Origin of the sequence: Pseudoalteromonas sp. MTN2-4 (assembly GCF_042848605.1) — a bacterium.
GTDB lineage: Bacteria > Pseudomonadota > Gammaproteobacteria > Enterobacterales > Alteromonadaceae > Pseudoalteromonas.
The window spans coordinates 321481-339716 of sequence record NZ_BTGK01000003.1; the positions used below are offsets into that span (position 1 = coordinate 321481).

At 39.5% G+C, this 18236-nt stretch carries 19 protein-coding genes and 1 tRNA gene; 5 read left to right on the plus strand and 15 right to left on the minus strand.

Going from position 1 to position 18236, the window contains the following annotated elements:
* Positions 1 to 104 precede the first annotated feature (104 nt).
* On the plus strand, positions 105 to 1442 hold the full coding sequence (locus tag ACGHEH_RS10295) for a KamA family radical SAM protein (protein ID WP_390444831.1): 1338 nt from the start codon (positions 105 to 107) through the stop codon (positions 1440 to 1442).
* A gap of 125 nt (positions 1443 to 1567) precedes the next feature.
* Positions 1568 to 2407: an HDOD domain-containing protein gene (locus ACGHEH_RS10300; RefSeq protein WP_390444833.1), complete on the plus strand. Its 840-nt coding sequence runs from the start codon at positions 1568 to 1570 to the stop codon at positions 2405 to 2407.
* A gap of 28 nt (positions 2408 to 2435) precedes the next feature.
* Here the strand turns inward: ACGHEH_RS10300 and ACGHEH_RS10305 are convergent, their stop codons facing one another.
* From ACGHEH_RS10305 to ACGHEH_RS10315, 3 genes are read right to left on the minus strand one after another with little or no spacing between them, the layout of a single operon-like run.
* Positions 2436 to 2867: an acyl-CoA thioesterase gene (locus ACGHEH_RS10305; protein WP_130254299.1), complete on the minus strand. Its 432-nt coding sequence runs from the start codon at positions 2865 to 2867 to the stop codon at positions 2436 to 2438.
* A gap of 8 nt (positions 2868 to 2875) precedes the next feature.
* The gene (locus tag ACGHEH_RS10310; RefSeq protein ID WP_390444836.1) at positions 2876 to 3694 is read right to left on the minus strand and encodes a M23 family metallopeptidase; all 819 of its coding nucleotides are present in this window, start codon (positions 3692 to 3694) and stop codon (positions 2876 to 2878) included.
* Positions 3687 to 4544: a 6-carboxytetrahydropterin synthase gene (locus ACGHEH_RS10315; protein WP_390444839.1), complete on the minus strand. Its 858-nt coding sequence runs from the start codon at positions 4542 to 4544 to the stop codon at positions 3687 to 3689. The genes ACGHEH_RS10310 and ACGHEH_RS10315 overlap by 8 nt, the downstream gene beginning before the upstream one ends.
* Before the next feature lie 201 nt (positions 4545 to 4745).
* Here ACGHEH_RS10315 and fabA point away from each other — a divergent pair, with 201 nt between their 5' ends.
* Entirely contained in the window at positions 4746 to 5261 is a 516-nt protein-coding gene (gene fabA / locus ACGHEH_RS10320; protein ID WP_390444841.1) for a 3-hydroxyacyl-[acyl-carrier-protein] dehydratase FabA, read from the plus strand.
* Between the two features lie 74 nt (positions 5262 to 5335).
* Here fabA and rmf read toward each other — a convergent pair whose 3' ends face one another.
* The 7 genes from rmf to lrp form a co-directional block, all read right to left on the minus strand.
* Positions 5336 to 5506: a ribosome modulation factor gene (rmf, locus tag ACGHEH_RS10325; protein ID WP_130254303.1), complete on the minus strand. Its 171-nt coding sequence runs from the start codon at positions 5504 to 5506 to the stop codon at positions 5336 to 5338.
* Between the two features lie 499 nt (positions 5507 to 6005).
* The gene (gene serS / locus ACGHEH_RS10330) at positions 6006 to 7307 is read right to left on the minus strand and encodes a serine--tRNA ligase (protein ID WP_390444845.1); all 1302 of its coding nucleotides are present in this window, start codon (positions 7305 to 7307) and stop codon (positions 6006 to 6008) included.
* A 7-nt stretch (positions 7308 to 7314) separates the two neighbouring features.
* Complete coding sequence (gene crcB, locus ACGHEH_RS10335) at positions 7315 to 7695, minus strand: fluoride efflux transporter CrcB (RefSeq protein WP_058029743.1); 381 nt, start codon at positions 7693 to 7695, stop codon at positions 7315 to 7317.
* Entirely contained in the window at positions 7688 to 9025 is a 1338-nt protein-coding gene (locus ACGHEH_RS10340; RefSeq protein WP_390444848.1) for a replication-associated recombination protein A, read from the minus strand. Before ACGHEH_RS10340 ends, crcB begins: the two co-directional genes overlap by 8 nt.
* A gap of 5 nt (positions 9026 to 9030) precedes the next feature.
* Complete coding sequence (gene lolA / locus ACGHEH_RS10345) at positions 9031 to 9663, minus strand: outer membrane lipoprotein chaperone LolA (RefSeq protein ID WP_390444850.1); 633 nt, start codon at positions 9661 to 9663, stop codon at positions 9031 to 9033.
* Entirely contained in the window at positions 9664 to 12267 is a 2604-nt protein-coding gene (locus ACGHEH_RS10350) for a DNA translocase FtsK 4TM domain-containing protein (RefSeq protein ID WP_390444853.1), read from the minus strand.
* 160 nt (positions 12268 to 12427) lie between these two features.
* Complete coding sequence (lrp, locus tag ACGHEH_RS10355; protein WP_130254308.1) at positions 12428 to 12907, minus strand: leucine-responsive transcriptional regulator Lrp; 480 nt, start codon at positions 12905 to 12907, stop codon at positions 12428 to 12430.
* Positions 12908 to 13051: 144 nt separating this feature from the next.
* Here lrp and ald point away from each other — a divergent pair, with 144 nt between their 5' ends.
* Entirely contained in the window at positions 13052 to 14173 is a 1122-nt protein-coding gene (ald, locus tag ACGHEH_RS10360) for an alanine dehydrogenase (RefSeq protein WP_390444855.1), read from the plus strand.
* Between the two features lie 88 nt (positions 14174 to 14261).
* Here ald and ACGHEH_RS10365 read toward each other — a convergent pair whose 3' ends face one another.
* Positions 14262 to 14696, minus strand: a complete 435-nt coding sequence (locus ACGHEH_RS10365; protein WP_390444858.1) for an ATP-binding protein — start codon at positions 14694 to 14696, stop codon at positions 14262 to 14264.
* A gap of 229 nt (positions 14697 to 14925) precedes the next feature.
* Between ACGHEH_RS10365 and asnS the strand changes: the two genes are divergently transcribed.
* Positions 14926 to 16323, plus strand: a complete 1398-nt coding sequence (gene asnS, locus ACGHEH_RS10370) for an asparagine--tRNA ligase (protein WP_390444861.1) — start codon at positions 14926 to 14928, stop codon at positions 16321 to 16323.
* A 157-nt stretch (positions 16324 to 16480) separates the two neighbouring features.
* On the opposite strand, the gene ACGHEH_RS10375 is transcribed toward asnS, so the two are convergent.
* From ACGHEH_RS10375 to ACGHEH_RS10390, 4 genes are all read right to left on the minus strand, one after another.
* Positions 16481 to 17098, minus strand: coding sequence for an FKBP-type peptidyl-prolyl cis-trans isomerase (locus ACGHEH_RS10375; RefSeq protein ID WP_138482268.1), 618 nt, complete (start codon positions 17096 to 17098; stop codon positions 16481 to 16483).
* A gap of 65 nt (positions 17099 to 17163) precedes the next feature.
* Positions 17164 to 17535: a hypothetical protein gene (locus ACGHEH_RS10380; RefSeq protein ID WP_390444863.1), complete on the minus strand. Its 372-nt coding sequence runs from the start codon at positions 17533 to 17535 to the stop codon at positions 17164 to 17166.
* 49 nt (positions 17536 to 17584) lie between these two features.
* Positions 17585 to 17675: transfer RNA gene (locus ACGHEH_RS10385), tRNA-Ser, on the minus strand.
* 84 nt (positions 17676 to 17759) lie between these two features.
* Positions 17760 to 18131 carry a hypothetical protein gene (locus tag ACGHEH_RS10390; protein WP_390444865.1) on the minus strand — a complete coding sequence of 124 codons (372 nt, stop codon included), beginning with the start codon at positions 18129 to 18131 and terminating at the stop codon, positions 17760 to 17762.
* Positions 18132 to 18236: the final 105 nt, after the last annotated feature.

An 18236-nucleotide genomic window follows, 5' to 3' on the forward strand; every position in this document is an offset into this window, starting at 1 on the left:
ACTTAGCGTTATTTGTTCGAACTGATACAAATAACGCTGAAACATAGCTATTAATTTGTTAAACTACTACGCTTTATGTAATTAGAAGTAGAGTAAACTAACATATGCAGCAAACCGTCCAATTGCAGCCAGCAGAAGCTTATGTACCACCTAAATTCAATGTTTATCAACACCGTCAGATAGATAAGATTGAACAACTGCATCAACTTCCTGAGCATTTACGCTTTGAGATGCGCGTTGTCGCCAATGTTTTTCCTTTCCGTGTTAATAATTACGTGATTGAAGAGCTAATTGATTGGGATAAAGTTCCGAATGATCCGGTATTCCAATTAACTTTCCCACAGCGTGGCATGCTTGATGATGAGTCATATGAGCAGATGGCTGCGCTATTAAAACGAAAACATACCCCGGAAGAAGTTTTTGAATTAGCAACACAACTTCGTCAAAAGTTAAACCCGCACCCTGCTGGTCAAATGGATAAAAATGTGCCGTCTTTTGAAGGTGAGCAAGTTGAAGGTATCCAACATAAATACAAAGAAACCGTGTTGTTCTTCCCTGCTCAAGGTCAATATTGCCACTCTTACTGTACTTTCTGTTTCCGTTGGGCGCAGTTCGTAGGTAAAGCAACGCGTTTTAACAATAACGATGAAGAATTACTGCACAATTACCTTGCATCACACACTGAAGTAACCGATCTACTAATGACAGGCGGCGACCCTATGGTTATGCGTACTGTAAAGTTACGTAAGTACCTAGAGGCACTTAAAGAGCCGCGCTTTGATCACATCAAGACTATTCGTATTGGTACTAAGTCTTTAACATTCTGGCCATTCCGTTACGTTACAGATCCAGATGCGCAAGACCTATTAGCTTTATTAAAGGAGCTTGTAGATGCAGGCAAACATGTTTCAATTATGGCGCACGTTAACCATAAGCAAGAATTACGTACAGATATTAGCCGTGAAGCTATAAAGCTTATTCGTAAAACAGGCGCACAGATCCGTACACAAGCTCCACTATTAAACAACTTAAACGTTGATTCAGATATGTGGGCTGAGATGTGGAAAGAACAAACTCAAATGGGCATGATCCCTTACTATATGTTCATTGAGCGTGATACTGGTGCTAAGCGCTACTTCGAATTACCATTGTATAAAACTTGGGAAATTTTCCGTGATGCTTACAAACAAGTTTCAGGTGTAAGTAGAACAGTACGCGGTCCTTCGATGAGTGCGGGTCCTGGTAAAGTTGAAGTGTCAGGTGTGACTGAAATTGCAGGTGAAAAAGTATTTGTACTTCGCTTTATCCAAGCGCGTAATCCTGAGTGGGTTCAGCGTCCTTTCTTTGCAAAATACGACGAAGAAGCTACTTGGCTTGATGGACTTGTTCCTGCTTTTGGTGAAGAAAAGTTCTTCTGGCAAGAAGAATACGAAGCAATGTAAATAAATTTAAAATGAATTGCGTAGTTAACTACGCAATTCTTTTTCCACTCCTAACTGTAAATTCAATACCACTTTTCTGAACCATAAACTATGATTTAAATAGTTAATTAGATTGGAGTTATGGTATGCCAATATCATTAACCAATGAAGAAAAGGTAATTCTTAGAAGTGTTTCAATCCCACCAAGGCCTGAGGCACTGATAAAGTTTTCAGAAGAAACTAAAAAGCCAGAGCCAAACATTTCTCATGTATCTGAAATTCTACAGGAAGATGTTGGGATCTGTGCAGCAATACTTCAAGTCGTCAATTCAAGCGCTTTTCGACGCGCAAAAGAAATAGAATCTATTGATCAAGCCATCATGATCTTAGGCTTAAAGAGGTTAATCCCCTTAGTTAAAGCTGTTGCAGTTAAAGCCGCCGTTGGCACAGATCCAACTATGGCCAAATTTTGGGATGTTCAAACCGTTATTGCGCATATTGCCAGTATAGTTGCAATGAAGCTCGATAAACCAGCGTTGTCTAATCACGCTTATATGCTAGCGCTTTTTCACGGTGTAGGTGTGGCAATTCTGAATCAGCATTTTGACGATTTTGAAGAAGTTATGTCTTATGCTGTCCAAAACAATTGGGATGACGCAGCTAAATTGCAGTTTGAAAAATACCAAACAAATCACGCTACCATAGGTGCTTTACTAGCACAACAATGGCGCCTACCAAAAGTCATGATTAACATTATTTACTACCAACATGACATCGATGGCTTATTTCAATCAGAAGAGTTAGACAAAATTGGGTTAGATTTACTGTGTATTCTCAAACTCTCAAGACATTGCGCTTTTTTAAAAGACAAACCAAGCGAAATAAATGATGAATGGCGGAACATCATGGATGATGTTTTAGATCACCTAGATATGGAAGAAGAACATTTATTTAGAATTATTGAAGAAATTACAGATGAGATATGAGGGCTTAATAGCCCTCAGTACATAAACACTATTTAAAGCCTTTGAGTATATTATCACACACAACTGGCGTTGGTCTGTGATTATCATCAACAGCAACAAAGGTGAAACTACCCGAAATTGCTAAGTGTTTGTCATCTTTGTGCATACGTTCTAGGAAGATATTAACATCCACTTTTAAACTAGTATTACCAACATGAGATACAGTCGCTACTAATTCAGCAAAAGTTCCCGCTGGGATAGCTTCTTTAAAATCTACTCTATCAGACGAAATAGTAACCAAAGGCTTGCGGCAAAAACGTGTTGCTGCAATAAAAGCGACTTCATCCATCCATGCAAGTGCATCACCACCAAATAAAGTATTATGGTGATTCGTGCGTCCTGGAAAAACAGTCTTAGTTACAGACGTAACAGACTCTTTAATACGTTGCTCAATCAAGGCTTGTTTTTCGATATCATTCATTTAAGTTACTACTTAGTATTTGCAAGTTTATCTTTCATTAATAAAGCGGGATCTAAACGTTCATTGAACCAATTAAAACGCCAGTCTAAATGCGGGCCAGTTACACGACCTGTGGCACCTATATCAGCAAAATGGTCACCGACTTTTACCTTATCGCCAACATTTACGTGTATTTTATTAAGGTGGATATAGGTTGAAGTAATGCCATGACCATGGTCGATGATCACCGTACCGCCGCTATAATATAGATCAGGATCCGCCATCACGACTTTACCCGCAAGTGGTGCCCAAACTGGCGTGCCCGTTTTATTTGCAATGTCTAAGCCAAAATGTGGATTTCTAGGTTTGCCATTAAAGAAGCGCTGACTGCCATACACACCCGAAATACGGCCTTTTGCAGGTCGTAAAACGGTGTCTTTAAAAAATGTAAAATCAGATTCTCCTGCTCGAGCAGCTCGCACACGTTTTGCGTCATCTTTGATACGAGCAAGCACTGAGTCAGGTGGCGAAACGTACTTCTTCTCAACACCCGTGATACGATCGATTTTATATTCACGCTTTGTGATCACAATGTCTTGTGTATGTTGCTTTCCTGTATGGTCAACCCAAGTTAGGGTATGTTTTGTATCTGCATCTCGACCGAAGCCAAACACAAACTCTCCCTCTTTGGTTATTTTTAATGCTTTGCCATTAAAATATACCGAGTTAGGCTTGTCTAGCTTACCAATGATCATACCGCCTTGCGTTAGACTTCCTTTAAGTTCCAGTGCCATTGAACTAACACTGGCAGTCAAACCAACTAAAGCGAACAATGCGGCTTTAAGCATATGCAATGGCTCCTTTGCCTACGCCCTCAAATGCTTTTACTTTTACGGCATTGTCAGGGTGCGTTTTTTTAATTTCTGTTGCTAAGTAATCAGCAATGCACTCTACTGTTGTATCACAAGGTAAAAGATCACAACGCGCTTTACTGATTGCTAATTCGAAATAGCCCTGTGTAGACGTGTATGCAAAGGCATAATCATTGTCATAGGCTTTAATATGTTTAAGTTCTGAGTTGGCGATTAAGTCTTCTTCAGATCCAAGGTAAATATCTTCCCATTTACGTGACCATTCTTTTTGCAAACGAGGCATAGGAATGTTATCAAGGCTAATACCAATCAACGAACGGTGGCCGTGAACAATACGCTGGCAGTTACCATCATGCTTTTTCAAGCCATGGCTATAGTGGTAATAAAAACTAGACGTCTGCTCTGTGCGAAGTTCAATATCGATGTCTTTAACGTTTTCAGGCATTTTAGGCATGATTTGCTGCTTCAAGAACTCAATCACTGATTGTTCATTGACTGCTTCAGCGTCAATCAAGCAAACAGCTTGTTCGGGTGCATACATTGCAATGTGATGCTCTTCACCGAATTGTGCATCAAGCTTCACTTGTTCGCTTTCAATACTACATGTGCCATTTAAACGCTTTGGTATTGCAAGCTTATGATCGATTGTGTCATCGATAATGCGTTTAATCTGCTTTTTTACTAGTGCAAAATCTAAAACCATAGACTCATCATTCAAGTCTCCATGAAGTGTTAAGTCAGCAATCCAACTTTCACCTACCGGCCCTCTTTTATTACAAAAGTAAGAAAAATCAATAACAGTTAAAGCGTCTACGAATAAAATCATGTCGATCCAAAATGAACTAAGTTAACAAGAATCATTATAAAGAAATGTATTCTAAAAATCGCCCAAGTTGATGCAAGTTGTCATATAAAAATGCTTAAATGTTTAAAATATTGTCAATAATCAACTGTTCAGAGTTGTTTGGCGTACATCTGTAAGCTAAAGTAGCCTGAATTTTTATTTTGAAGAAAAAGTATTAATACTATGGAACCAAAGAACAGCTACACAAAAGAAGAATTGATCCTATGTGGTCGTGGTGAAATGTTTGGTGAAGGCAACTGCCGTTTACCAAGTGACAACATGCTAATGATGGATCGTATTATTGAGATCAACGATAACGGTGGTAAATTTGGCAAAGGTCAAATTATTGCAGAGTTAGACATTGACCCTAGCCTTTGGTTCTTCGATTGTCATTTTAAAGGCGACCCTGTAATGCCTGGTTGTCTTGGTCTAGACGCAATGTGGCAGATCGTTGGCTTTTTCTTAGGTTGGTCTGGTGGCCCTGGTCTTGGTCGTGCACTAGGTGTTGGCGAAGTTAAATTCACAGGTCAAATCTTACCAACCGCTAAAAAAGTGACTTACCGTGTAGATATGAAGCGTGTAATTAAGCGTAAATTATTCATGGGTATGGCTGACGGTACAGTTGAAGTAGATGGTCGCGTTATCTATGAAGCAAAAGATTTAAAAGTAGGTCTTTTCCAAGATACGAGCGCATTCTAATTAAAGTTATAAATACTTTGCTCTAACAACAAAGCCCTCATAATTGAGGGCTTTGTTGTAATAAATTCTCTAAATTAAGTTTTAAACATATTGCGGTCATCTACGGCTTCTCGCCACCCGCCTAACCATTCTGATCTAGATTCTAGTTGTTGATATGGACAAAGTTCTTTTGAGCGTCCTGCTAAACCTGCTTTATATCCTTGGGAATGTGCTCTTTCTAATCGATCACGCTTTTGTCTCTTCATAGGTAAATCCTCACCTTTTGTTTATTAACACTGCAAAACATTGCAACATTTAATGAATAGTTAATAAAAACGCAAAATTCAAATGTTATTAGCCTTTACGTTCAAATTAAAATGATGCATGTTTTATAAAGTCTAATTTTGTAAATACGAGAACACGAAGCCGCTTAAAGAAATGACTTTAACGCTTCATAAAAGCAGGATTGGCCAACCCTTGGAATCTAATAAAACATATTCTTCATATAGCTGCAATATAATTTACATAATTAAAATTAACCCAAGAAAAAAAAGAATAATTTAAATAAATAACAAATTATTTTTAAAACTTAAATTTGATAAATCGAAATATATGGATTAAGAATCTAAAATAAGTGAAAATTTGCATTGTCAGTTCACTGTAATTTTTTGACTAAATAAAGTGCATATTTATTAGGATCTTACAGACACAAAAAAGGCCGCTAGAAAGCGACCTTAATCATATTGACAGTTGTTGAAAGAAGTCTTAGCTGATAACTTCTAAACCGCCCATGTATTGACGTAATACTTCTGGTACCACGATTGAACCATCTGCTTGTTGATAGTTTTCTAAAATTGCTACTAAAGTACGACCAACAGCTAAACCAGAACCATTTAATGTATGAAGTAGTTCTGGCTTCTTCTCACCTTGACGACGGAAACGTGCTTGCATACGACGTGCTTGGAAATCCCACATGTTTGAGCAAGATGAAATTTCACGATACGTGTCTTGCGCTGGTAACCATACTTCTAGATCGTATGTTTTTGTTGCACCAAAGCCCATATCACCAGTACATAAGACGACTTTTCTGTACGGAAGCTCTAATGCTTGTAAAATATATTCAGCGTGACCTGTTAGCTCTTCAAGTGCTGCCATTGAGTCTTCTGGTTTTACAAGTTGAACAAGTTCTACTTTATCAAACTGGTGTTGACGGATTAAGCCACGTGTATCACGACCGTAGCTACCCGCTTCACTTCTGAAACAAGGCGTGTGCGCTGTCATTTTGATTGGTAGTTCTTTTTCATCAAAGATTTCATCACGTGCGCAGTTTGTGAGCGGTACTTCAGCTGTTGGAATTAAGCTGAAACCTTCTTGTTCTTCACCATCGTCGTTGATTAAACCTTTAGTGTGGAATAAATCACCTGCGAACTTAGGTAACTGGCCCGTACCTAGTAAGCTGTCTTTGTTTACAAGGTAAGGCACGTACATTTCTGTGTAGCCATGCTTATCAGCATGTGTATCAAGCATGAATTGAACTAGTGCACGGTGCATTCGCGCAACACCACCTCGCATTACAGTGAAGCGAGAACCAGTTAGTTTAACACCGGTTTCAAAGTCTAAGCCTTTGTCAAGCGCTTCACCTAAATCTACGTGATCTTTAACTTCAAAATCGTACTGCTTAGGTTCGCCCCATTTGATGATTTCAACATTTTCACTTTCATCACTTCCAGCAGGCACATCTTCTGCCGGTAAGTTAGGTAAAGTTAAAGCGATATTATTTAGCTTAGCTAAAATTTCATCTTGTTCGTTCTTAGCTGCTGTAAGTTGGTCGCCTAAGTTAGCAACAGCATCTAGTAGTGGCTGAATATCTTCGCCTTTTGCTTTAGCTTGACCAATTGCTTTGGAGCGGCTGTTTCTTTCGCTTTGTAATTCTTGTGTTTTTGTTTGAAGCGCTTTGCGTTGCTCTTCTAAAGCATTAATCGCATCAACATCAAGCTCAAAGCCACGTTTAGCTAATCGAGCTGCTGCTTCAGCAATATCCTGACGTAAATATTTTGAATCTAACATTTTGCTTTTAACCTTTTTGCATGACTAAGTTAAGGCCTAACCAAGCCATAAAAATACATAACACCACATTTAAGGTGATATTGAGAATCATCTTCACAATTTGCCCTTGTTGAAGTAGCAACAAAGAGTCCATTGAGAATGTAGAGAAAGTTGTTAATGCACCTAAGAAACCAATCACAATAAGTGACTTATAAGGGCTTACCGCGAGTACTTGTTTTTCAAGTAAGCCAAATACAACTCCCAATAATAATGAGCCGATTATATTAACGGTCAAAGTGCCAAATGGGAATCCCCTACCCAGCAGTTTAAGCATTGTATCACTAATAAAAAACCTTAAACACGCACCAAGTGCGCCGCCAAGTGCAATTGAGAGGTACATTTTAATCATTTGAATATCTTTTGTTCACACTCATTTGATTTAATGACTTTAAATATTCAAGCTTATCTTTGATCTGCTTCTCTAAGCCGCGTTCAGAGGGCACATAATAATGCCTGTCTTTGATTTCTTCGGGAAAGTAATTTTCACCTGCGGCAAATGCCCCTCCTTCATTATGGGCATAACGATATTCATCACCATAACCTAGCTCTTTCATGAGCTTTGTCGGTGCATTGCGTAAATGAACAGGCACTTGGTAGTCAGGGTCAGTCGCAGCATCTTGCTTTGCTTGGTTAAACGCCATGTAAACTGCATTGCTTTTTGCTGCACTGGCTAAATAGATAGTTGCCTGTGCAATGGCTCTCTCGCCTTCACTGGGCCCAACGCGTTGAAAAATATCCCACGCATTTAATGCTACTTGCATCGCTCTTGGATCTGCATTACCAATATCTTCGGTGGCAATGGCTAAAAGGCGCCTTGCAACATAAAGTGGGTCACCACCACCTGCTAGAATTCTGCAATACCAATAAAGTGCGGCGTCTGGATCGCTACCCCTAACTGATTTATGAAACGCTGAGATCAGGTCGTAGAATAAATCGCCCCCTTTATCATATTTTGCAAAATGAGAAGGTAATAGCTGACTAAGTACATCAGATGTAATAACCACTTGCCCATGTTGTTCAGATAGCTCAATAGCTTGCTCAAGTAAATTCAAGGCTTTTCTAGCATCACCACTACTGACCAGCGAGATTTGCATAAGTTGCGCATCGGATATCGTGATTTGCAGCTTTGAAAGTGTCTCATCTTTGGTAATAGCGCGTTTTAATACCTGAACAAGTTCTTCATCGGTTAAAGCCTTTAAGGTGTATACACGTGCCCGCGATAGAATCGCGTTATTTAAGGCGAAACTAGGGTTTTCAGTAGTGGCACCAATGAAAATAAAAGTACCATCTTCAATGTGAGGTAAAAAAGCATCTTGTTGAGACTTATTAAATCTATGAACTTCGTCAACAAATAATAAAGTTCTTTGTCCCATACTGAGGTTTTGTTTTGCTTCTAACACGGCTTCACGGATTTCTTTTACACCTGAAGTCACTGCGGATAAGTGCTGAATGCGCGCATTAGCGTGGTTAGCAATTATTTCAGCAATGGTGGTTTTGCCGACGCCAGGCGGCCCCCAAACGATTAGACTATGTGCTCTGCCGGAAAGTATGGCTTTATATAAGGGTTTATCAGCGGCTAATATATGTGATTGGCCTATGTAGTCTTCTAACCGTGTTGGCCGCATTCTTGCGGCCAATGGCTTTACATCGTTGCCAAAATCAAATCCTAAATTACTCACAAAAACTATTCACTTTGTGTTTGGTCGTCAATTACAACATGTTCAGGAATGGTAAAATTAAACAGGTCACTATTTAAAGAACCGTTTAATTTGATGTCTGAAAATTTAAACTCAGTTGATTGACCTGATAAATCCACCACCAATATTTTTGAAAGTTGTTTGTCAGTATTAAACTGTAATTCTAACGACTCCACTTGAGAGTCGGTTGTCGATTTAGGGATAATTTTGTAATTATCTTTAGTCTTAGAAACCTGATACTTTTCCCATTGTGTTTTAGCATTTGTAGTTAATAAAACAAAAGGCGTTGTTTCGATCAGATTAAGACTGGCCATAATGGTCACTTGCTCTGCAAATTCATCGTAATAATAAGCACGATGTCCATCAGAAACCAACATAGTTGAGTCAGGCTCTTGTTGTTGCCAATGAATTTTTAAAGGCTGTGCTAGCGCTAAGTTACCCGAGCCAGTTTGTAATACTTCACCTTGCTCATCCGTTACTTTTTGATTAAAACTCGCTTTAAACGTCGTCATTTCAGAGAGCTTAGCTTTAAGTTCAATTGCAGCATCTGCAAATGCGGCTTGTGACAAAAACAGTGGAGACAAACCGATTAAACTTGATAATAGTGTTTTTTTCATCATTTAATTTACTCCCCCTTTAGGGACTAATACTTCTCGAGCACCATTGTGTCCTGGTGAACTTACGACACCTGACGCTTCCATTTGTTCAACTAAACGAGCAGCTCGGTTATAACCGACACGAAGCTTACGCTGCACACTCGAAACAGACACCTTGCCAGATTCAATGACAAAGTTAACGGCTTCGTCATAAAGTGGATCAGATTCGTCGTCGCCACCTTCAGGTGTTTCACCCGGTAATAAAATATCTTCAGTGGCATCACCACATAAGATTTCTTCGATATAATTTGGCTTACCACGAGCTTTCCAGTCATTTACAACAGCATGTACTTCGTGATCATCAACAAACGCGCCGTGAACACGAATTGGTACGCTGGTGCCCGGCGGTAAATACAGCATGTCACCCATGCCAAGTAAGTTTTCTGCACCTTGCTGATCTAAAATGGTACGAGAGTCGATTTTACTTGATACTTGGAAAGCCATACGAGTTGGAATATTCGCTTTGATAAGACCTGTAATAACATCAACAGACGGTCTTTGTGTTGCAAGCACCAAGTGAATACCTGCAGCACGTGCTTTTTGTGCTATACGCGCAATCAACTCTTCGACTTTCTTACCGACAATCATCATCATGTCGGCAAACTCGTCAATCACAACAACGATACTAGGCAGTTTATCAAGCTCTTCGGGCTCATTCGCCATGCCATCTGTGTCTTTGAAAAGCGGGTCTAATAATGGTTGACCCGCTTCTTTGGCCGCAAGCACTTTTTGGTTATAGCCTTTTAAGTTACGGACACCAAGTGCTGACATGAGTTTGTAACGTCGTTCCATTTCGCCGACACACCATCGCAGTGCATTTGACGCTTCTTTCATGTCTGTGACAACTTCGCATAGTAAGTGTGGAATACCTTCATAAACAGAAAGCTCTAGCATTTTCGGGTCTATCATGATCATACGCACATCTTCTGGCGGAGACTTGTAGAGCAAGCTCAAAATCATGACATTTACGCCAACAGATTTACCTGAACCCGTTGTACCCGCAACTAATAGGTGTGGCATTTTGCCCAAATCTGCCACTACAGGCTGACCGGCAATGTCTTTACCTAAAACCATGGTTAATGGTGATGGGTTTTGTTCAAATTTAGGGGCGTTAATTACTTCTGAAAGGCGTACAATTTCTCTGTGTTTGTTTGGTAGTTCAAGGCCAACATAGGTTTTACCAGGGATCACTTCTACAACACGAACACTGACAGCTGATAATGAACGCGCTAAATCTTTTGCTAGACCGGTGATTTTCGCAACTTTAATACCCGGTGCTAAATCGAGCTCAAATCGCGTGACAACGGGACCTGGGTACACCCCTACTACACTCGCTTGAATATTAAAATCCAGTAGCTTCACTTCTACAAGACGAGAAACGGCATCCAATTCTTCTTTTGATATAGGGTTTTTCTGTTTATCAGGCCTATCTAATAAATCGAGTGATGGAAGAGGATCCTTTGGCGGCTCAGCATTCAGCAATTCTTCAAACTTTTCTTTCGCTGTTGGCTCTGGCACAAAAACTGGTTTTTCAGGTTTTGGTTTTAGTGGTCTTGCTGGAGACTGAACTCGGGTTTCTGGCTCTTGAGCTAGAACAGGTGCATCGTCTAAGCCTTGTAACGCGCTAGAGGCATCAAAGTCGTCATCATCAATCGCTGAAAAGTTGATTTCTTGCTCTAGAATATCATCTAATTCATCAAATACATCAGCTCGAGAGTTATCCAAACTTGAACTCTCAACAATAGGTTCACTTTTTATTACTTTGCTTTCAGTCTCTTGAATTGTTTCTGAATCAGTTTGCTTAGCAAATAGTCTATCTTTTAATTTCGCAATTGGTTTTTGTTCTAGCGATTGTTGAGAAGTAATTTCAGATTCAGCATGAGTGATTTCGGTTTTATCTGATATATCTTCAAGAGTTGTCATTTCATCTAACTGAACTTCAGTTTCTTGTCTAACGACAGGCTGTGCTCGCTTGTTTGATTGGAAGTCTTGGAACTTTTTGAATAATACACGACAAGCTTGAATAACCTTTTCACCGATGTAGTCAACAAACTCAACCCATGACACCCCTGTCATTAAGGTTAAACCAGCAAAGAAAAAGCATAATAAAATAATTGAAGTGCCCGTGAATTTAAATGCTGGGATCATCGCATCACGAACGACGTCACCAATAAATCCGCCTGAAGACACATGATAGATATCATCAAAGTTGATGCTGCTTATGGCACTTGCTGAAGATACAAACAAAACTAACCCAATCAGCCTTAACGCTAAAGTGACATAATCAAGGTGAAATAACTTGTGTGGTTTCTTAAACAACAAATAGCCAGCTAGTTGAATGGCTGCAGGCACTAAAAACGCCATCCAACCAAAACTGACTAATAAAATATCAGCAACCCACGCACCAGCTGTACCTGTAATATTTTTTACTTCAAGATATTCACCTGTTTGAGACCAAGCAGGATCAGATGGGTCAAAGCTTATCAAGGCACATAACGTAAATATTGCCGTGAAAGTGCTGACGATCAGACCAGTTTCAAGTAGCCTTTGAATTCCATTAAGACGCATAAAGTGCGTTTACCCCTAATTTGCCTTGGTTTAGATTTTTTTTGAGTGCAGTTGTTGATGCTTTTTTGGTAAATCTAAACTTTTGGATATTAAAATCTTTTTTATCTGAATAAGCGCTTAAGCACGCTTTTGTAATAACTGTAACAATACCAAGAAATAACTAAGCTTCACAGGGTTTTATTACTTCTCCGAGCTCCCCTTTTACCTCTTCCATAACAACATAAGTGCGACTTTCACTTATATTTGGTAATTGCAGCAGTATGTCTCCCAAAACCCCCCGATACTCAGACATATCTGTTACTCGTGTTTTTAGTAAAAAGTCAAAATTACCTGACACTAAGTGACATTCGATTATTTCATCATGCTGCCTCACTGCCTGATTGAACTTATCGAATACATCAGGGCTATTCTTATTTACTGTTACTTCTACATAAACTAAAAGCCCTTGCCCTAACTTAGCCGGGTCAACAACAGCTTTATACCCCTTTATATAGCCTTCTCGCTCTAGCTTTTTTACTCGCTCTAAACAAGGCGTTGCACTAAGTCCAATTCTCCTTGCTAACTCTACATTTGAAAGTCTGCCATCTTTCTGAAGTTCTACTAAAATGTTTCTGTCTATTCGATCTAACTGTTGGTACATATGCTTTTCAGAGTTTTAATCTGCCATTCGATACTTTTCAGAATTTATATCTAGAAGATACACCAAAAAAGGTAGGACATGCTAGCTAATGACCAATATAATAGTCGAAAATTTTATCCCGTTCTTATATATGAGGCGATTATTATGCTTATCGGTGTACCTAAAGAAATAAAAAACCATGAATACCGTGTTGGTATGGTTCCAGCAAGTGTTCGTGAATTAATTAACCACGGCCACCAAGTTGTTGTTGAAACAAATGCTGGTATTGGCATTGGTTTTACTGACGAAGATTACATTGCAGTTGGTGCAGAAATCTTACCAACAGCTGCTGATGTTTTTGCAAAAGCAGACATGATTGTTAAAGTAAAAGAGCCTCAAGCAGTTGAGCGCGCTATGTTACGTGAAGGTCAAATCCTATTCACTTACCTTCACCTTGCACCAGATCTTCCACAAACTGAAGACCTTGTTAAGAGCAAGTCTATCTGTATCGCATACGAAACTGTTACTGACGCTCGTGGTGGCTTACCACTTCTAGCGCCTATGTCAGAAGTTGCTGGCCGTATGTCAATTCAAGCTGGCGCTCAGGCACTTGAAAAATCAAATGCAGGTCGTGGTATGCTTTTAGGTGGTGTACCTGGTGTTGAGCCAGCTAAAGTAGTTGTTATTGGTGCTGGTATGGTTGGCAACAATGCAGCGCAAATGGCTGTTGGCATGGGTGCTGATGTTGTTGTTCTTGACCGTAATGTTGACGTTCTTCGTCGTGTAGACGCACAATTCGGCAACCGTGTTAAAGCTGTATACTCTACTGCTGACGCACTTGAAAAGCACGTACTTGAAGCTGATCTTGTAATCGGTGGTGTACTTATCCCAGGCGCTGCAGCGCCAAAACTAGTAACTGCTGAACACATCAAGAACATGAAACCTGGTTCTGCAATTGTTGACGTTGCAATCGACCAAGGTGGTTGTATTGAAACTTCTAAAGCAACTACACACGCTGAACCAACATACATCGTTGATGACGTTGTTCACTATTGTGTTGCTAACATGCCTGGTGCTGTTCCACGTACTTCAACGTTCGCACTAAACAATGCAACGTTACCGTATATCATCAAGCTTGCAAACAAAGGCTATAAAGCTGCACTTCTTGAAGACGAACACTTCATGAATGGCTTAAACGTGATCAACGGTCAAATTACATGTAAAGAAGTTGCTGAAGGCTTCAACATGGAATTCGTAGATGCTCGTACTGCACTAGAAAATGCTTAATCTATAAGTAGAATAAAAAAACCCGCTTAAAGCGGGTTTTTTTATTTTATTTAATTACAGAAGTTAAATCTAAATATTTAACAAAGTATTACCACTCAAACATATAGGCCATTTTACTGATGGTTCTTAATGCTACACCATGGGTATTTCGTTTAGCATACAAATGTTGCAAAGATTTATCTTTGATCTCACCCACTACCACTTCTTTAACTTGATAACCTAAGGCATGGGCTGCTTGTGCATAGGCGACAAACTCCCATTTCTTAATATTAGTGTTATCAACGATAACAAGTGGAATCCCCTCAGCCAGCGCATTGATATAACGAGCAAGATTCAAATTATGAAATTCTGATAGCTTGAATTTATCGAAATGATACTCACCTTGTTCATTGTAAAAATAGTCGTCTGTCGCACAAATCGCGTATTGTGTCTCGTCACCTGCGACGAGTTCGTCGACTAAGTTTTGTGCATAATGGCTTTTGCCTGAACCTGGAAGCCCTCTTAGAATAAAAACTTGCTTCATTGCCTTCAACTAATTACTTATTTTTATCACTGAATTTAAGCCAATGATGCCATATTTATGCAAATTAGTCATGATACTTATATTTAGAGTGTTATTTAGTGCAATTGACCTGAAAAGAGTTGTCATAAATGGTTTTTTTATTTGCTCATCACAGGTAAGATAATGCCCTCGTACCAAAGGGTATGACAGTTTAAATAATTATTAGAGTAACTAAATCATTGGAGTGAAGATGAGCCACATAGCGATAACGGAGCTACTTAAAGGCACCGTTGCGGTAGACAGCCAAGTAACAGTAAAAGGTTGGATCCGTACACGCCGCGATTCTAAAGCAGGTATTTCTTTCTTAGCCGTACACGACGGTTCTTGTTTTAACCCTATTCAAGCAGTTGTTCCGAATTCGCTCAATAATTATGATGAAGTTACCAATTTAACTGCTGGTTGTTCAGTTAGCGTAACGGGTAAACTGGTTGAGTCTCAGGGCCAAGGCCAAGCTTTCGAAATCCAAGCTGATACAGTTGAAGTTATCGGTTTAGTTGAAAACCCAGATACTTACCCTATGGCTGCAAAGCGCCATAGTATCGAATTCTTACGTGAACATGCGCACTTACGTCCTCGTACAAACGTAATTGGTGCTGTGACACGTGTTCGCAACTGTTTATCACAAGCCATTCACCGTTTTTTCCACGAACGTGGTTACATGTGGATCAGTACACCAATCATCACAGCGAGTGACTGTGAAGGTGCGGGTGAAATGTTCCGTGTATCAACATTAGATATGCAGAACCTACCGCTTACGGATAAAGGTGACATTGACTACGCTGAAGATTTCTTCGGTAAAGAAGCCTTCTTAACTGTTTCTGGTCAGTTAAATGGCGAAACATATGCAAGTGCGATGTCAAAAATCTACACATTTGGCCCAACGTTCCGTGCCGAGAACTCAAATACGTCTCGTCACCTTGCTGAGTTCTGGATGGTAGAACCTGAAGTAGCATTTGCTGACTTAGAAGACATCGCCAGCCTTGCTGAAGATATGCTTAAGTATGTATTTAAAGCAGTACTTGCTGAGCGTCGTGACGATATGGAATTTTTCGCACAACGTATCGAGAAGACAGCGATCTCTCGTTTAGAAGAGTTTGTTGAAAAAGATTTCGCACAAGTTGATTATACTGATGCAATCACAATCCTTGAAAACTGTGGTAAGAAATTTGAATTCCCGGTTGAATGGGGTGTTGATTTACAATCTGAACATGAGCGCTATCTTGCAGAAGAGCACTTTAAAGCACCAGTAGTAATTAAAAACTACCCTCGTGATATTAAAGCATTCTATATGCGCCAAAATGAAGATGGTAAAACAGTCGCAGCTATGGACGTAGTAGCACCAGGTATTGGTGAGATCATTGGAGGCTCTCAACGTGAAGAGCGTTTAGATGTACTAGATGCGCGTTTAGAAGAGATGGGTCTTCACAAAGAAGACTATAGCTGGTATCGCGATCTACGTAAATACGGCACAGTACCTCACTCAGGGTTTGGTCTAGGCTTTGAGCGCTTGGTTGCTTATGTGACAGGTATGGGCAATGTACGTGATGTTATCGCCTTCCCTCGCACTAAAGGCAATGCAAACTACTAATCTGCATTAGATAAAAAAAGCGCCAAGTTGGCGCTTTTTTTGTGTGTTACGAATATATGAACAAAAAACTTATGCAAAAAAAATCCCCGTACAAAACGAGGATTTTTATAGCTGATTCAATTCACTGAGTGAAATTGAAAAAGTGGTAAATTCTTAATTAAAGAACTTCTAATAGCTCAACATCGAATACAAGTGTTGAGAATGGTGCGATTGATGCACCAGCACCGCGCTCACCGTAAGCTAGGTCATGCGGGATATATAGACGGAATTTAGCACCAGGCGCCATTAGTTGAAGTGCTTCAGTCCAACCTTTGATAACACCGTTTACTGGGAACTCAGCAGGTTGACCACGTTCAACAGAGCTATCGAAAACAGTACCGTTGATTAATGTACCGTGGTAATGAACACGTACAGTTGAATCTGCAGCTGGCTTGTCACCTTCGCCTGTTGCTAGTACTTCGTACTGTAGGCCTGACTCAGTAACAGTTACTTCTGCACGCTTAGCGTTGTCTTCTAAGAAAGCCGTACCTTCAGCAGCTAAAACTTTAGCTTCTTCTTCGCGACGCTTTTGAATTTCTGCATTGATTGCTTCAAATGCAGCTTGAATTTCAGGAATTTCAACACGAAGTGCTTCACCAGCATACGCATCTTTCATACCTTCAAACACTGAGTGAAGGTTAAGACCATCGAAAGGGTTAGCTTTAAGCTGCTCGCCCATTTGCAGACCGATACCGTAGCTTGCTTTTTCTGCACCTGTATTAAATAAATCAGACATGTAAATTTTCGCTTTTTTAATTTAAAGAATGTTGCAGTGTAACACACTGCAGATTGAGATAAAGGTTACTCTGCTTGCTGCTTATCCATTAATTTCTTAAGCTCTACCACAACAAATGTTGCAAACGGTAAACTTAATACCAAGGCAAGTTTTAACTCTTTGCTGTAGTCGATAAGTTGCTCTGTGAAAAAATACCCAAAGCCAATAATACCAAAAGCACCAACTATCATTGCGCAGAATATTGGCCATACTTTTTCGTATTTCACAATTAAGTGACCAACTAATAGATTAAACAGAAATGTATAGAGAACGGTGTTGAGAAGGTTCGGGTCTTGTTGTGCATCGATTGATAATTGCAATGCCATTTCCAAGCCACTGACATAGAAAAAACTAAAAATGATCCAAAGTGAAAAACGCTTTACCAAATCAAGTTTCATACTTCCTCCAAACGAAAAAAACCGCCTTAAGGCGGTTTTGGGAATGAGGTGGCGGAGAGATAGGGATTTGAACCCTAGATACGCTATTAACGTATGCCGGTTTTCAAGACCGGTGCTTTCAACCACTCAGCCATCTCTCCGTTGTTGGCGCGAATGATAGAGAGTTTTACAAACCTTGTAAAGTACTATTTAAAAAAAAGAACCAATATTAAATTGTTTGATTACTAATAATACTGTTTTGGTCGTTTTGCTATGAATGCGCCCATTAAACTCACGCAAGTTAAGCTTATGAGTACAAATGCTGAATCAACAAATAATTTTGTGATCTCATCTAATGTATAATTTTGTGTGTATAAAAGCGGTGCAAATGAAATGCTTCCGACAAAAAGCAACACTTTAAAAGCTCTAGAGAATTCATAGCGTTTACTATAACTCATCCACCAAGTAAGCACTAAAAGTAAAAATGAAGCTGGAAGAAATAAATATTGAACTTGTTCCGTGACATAAGATGAATAGTAAGAAATAGCAGCCCCTATTGTGGACCAGAATAACCAAGCCCACCAATTCTCTTTTTCTTTTAAAAATAGATTGCCCATAAAGTGTCACATGATTTTATTATTATTAATATCTTTATAAGACTAACAAATATACTGGCTATAAAACAACCGTCTCGGGCAACAAAAAAGCGCTCAATTGAGCGC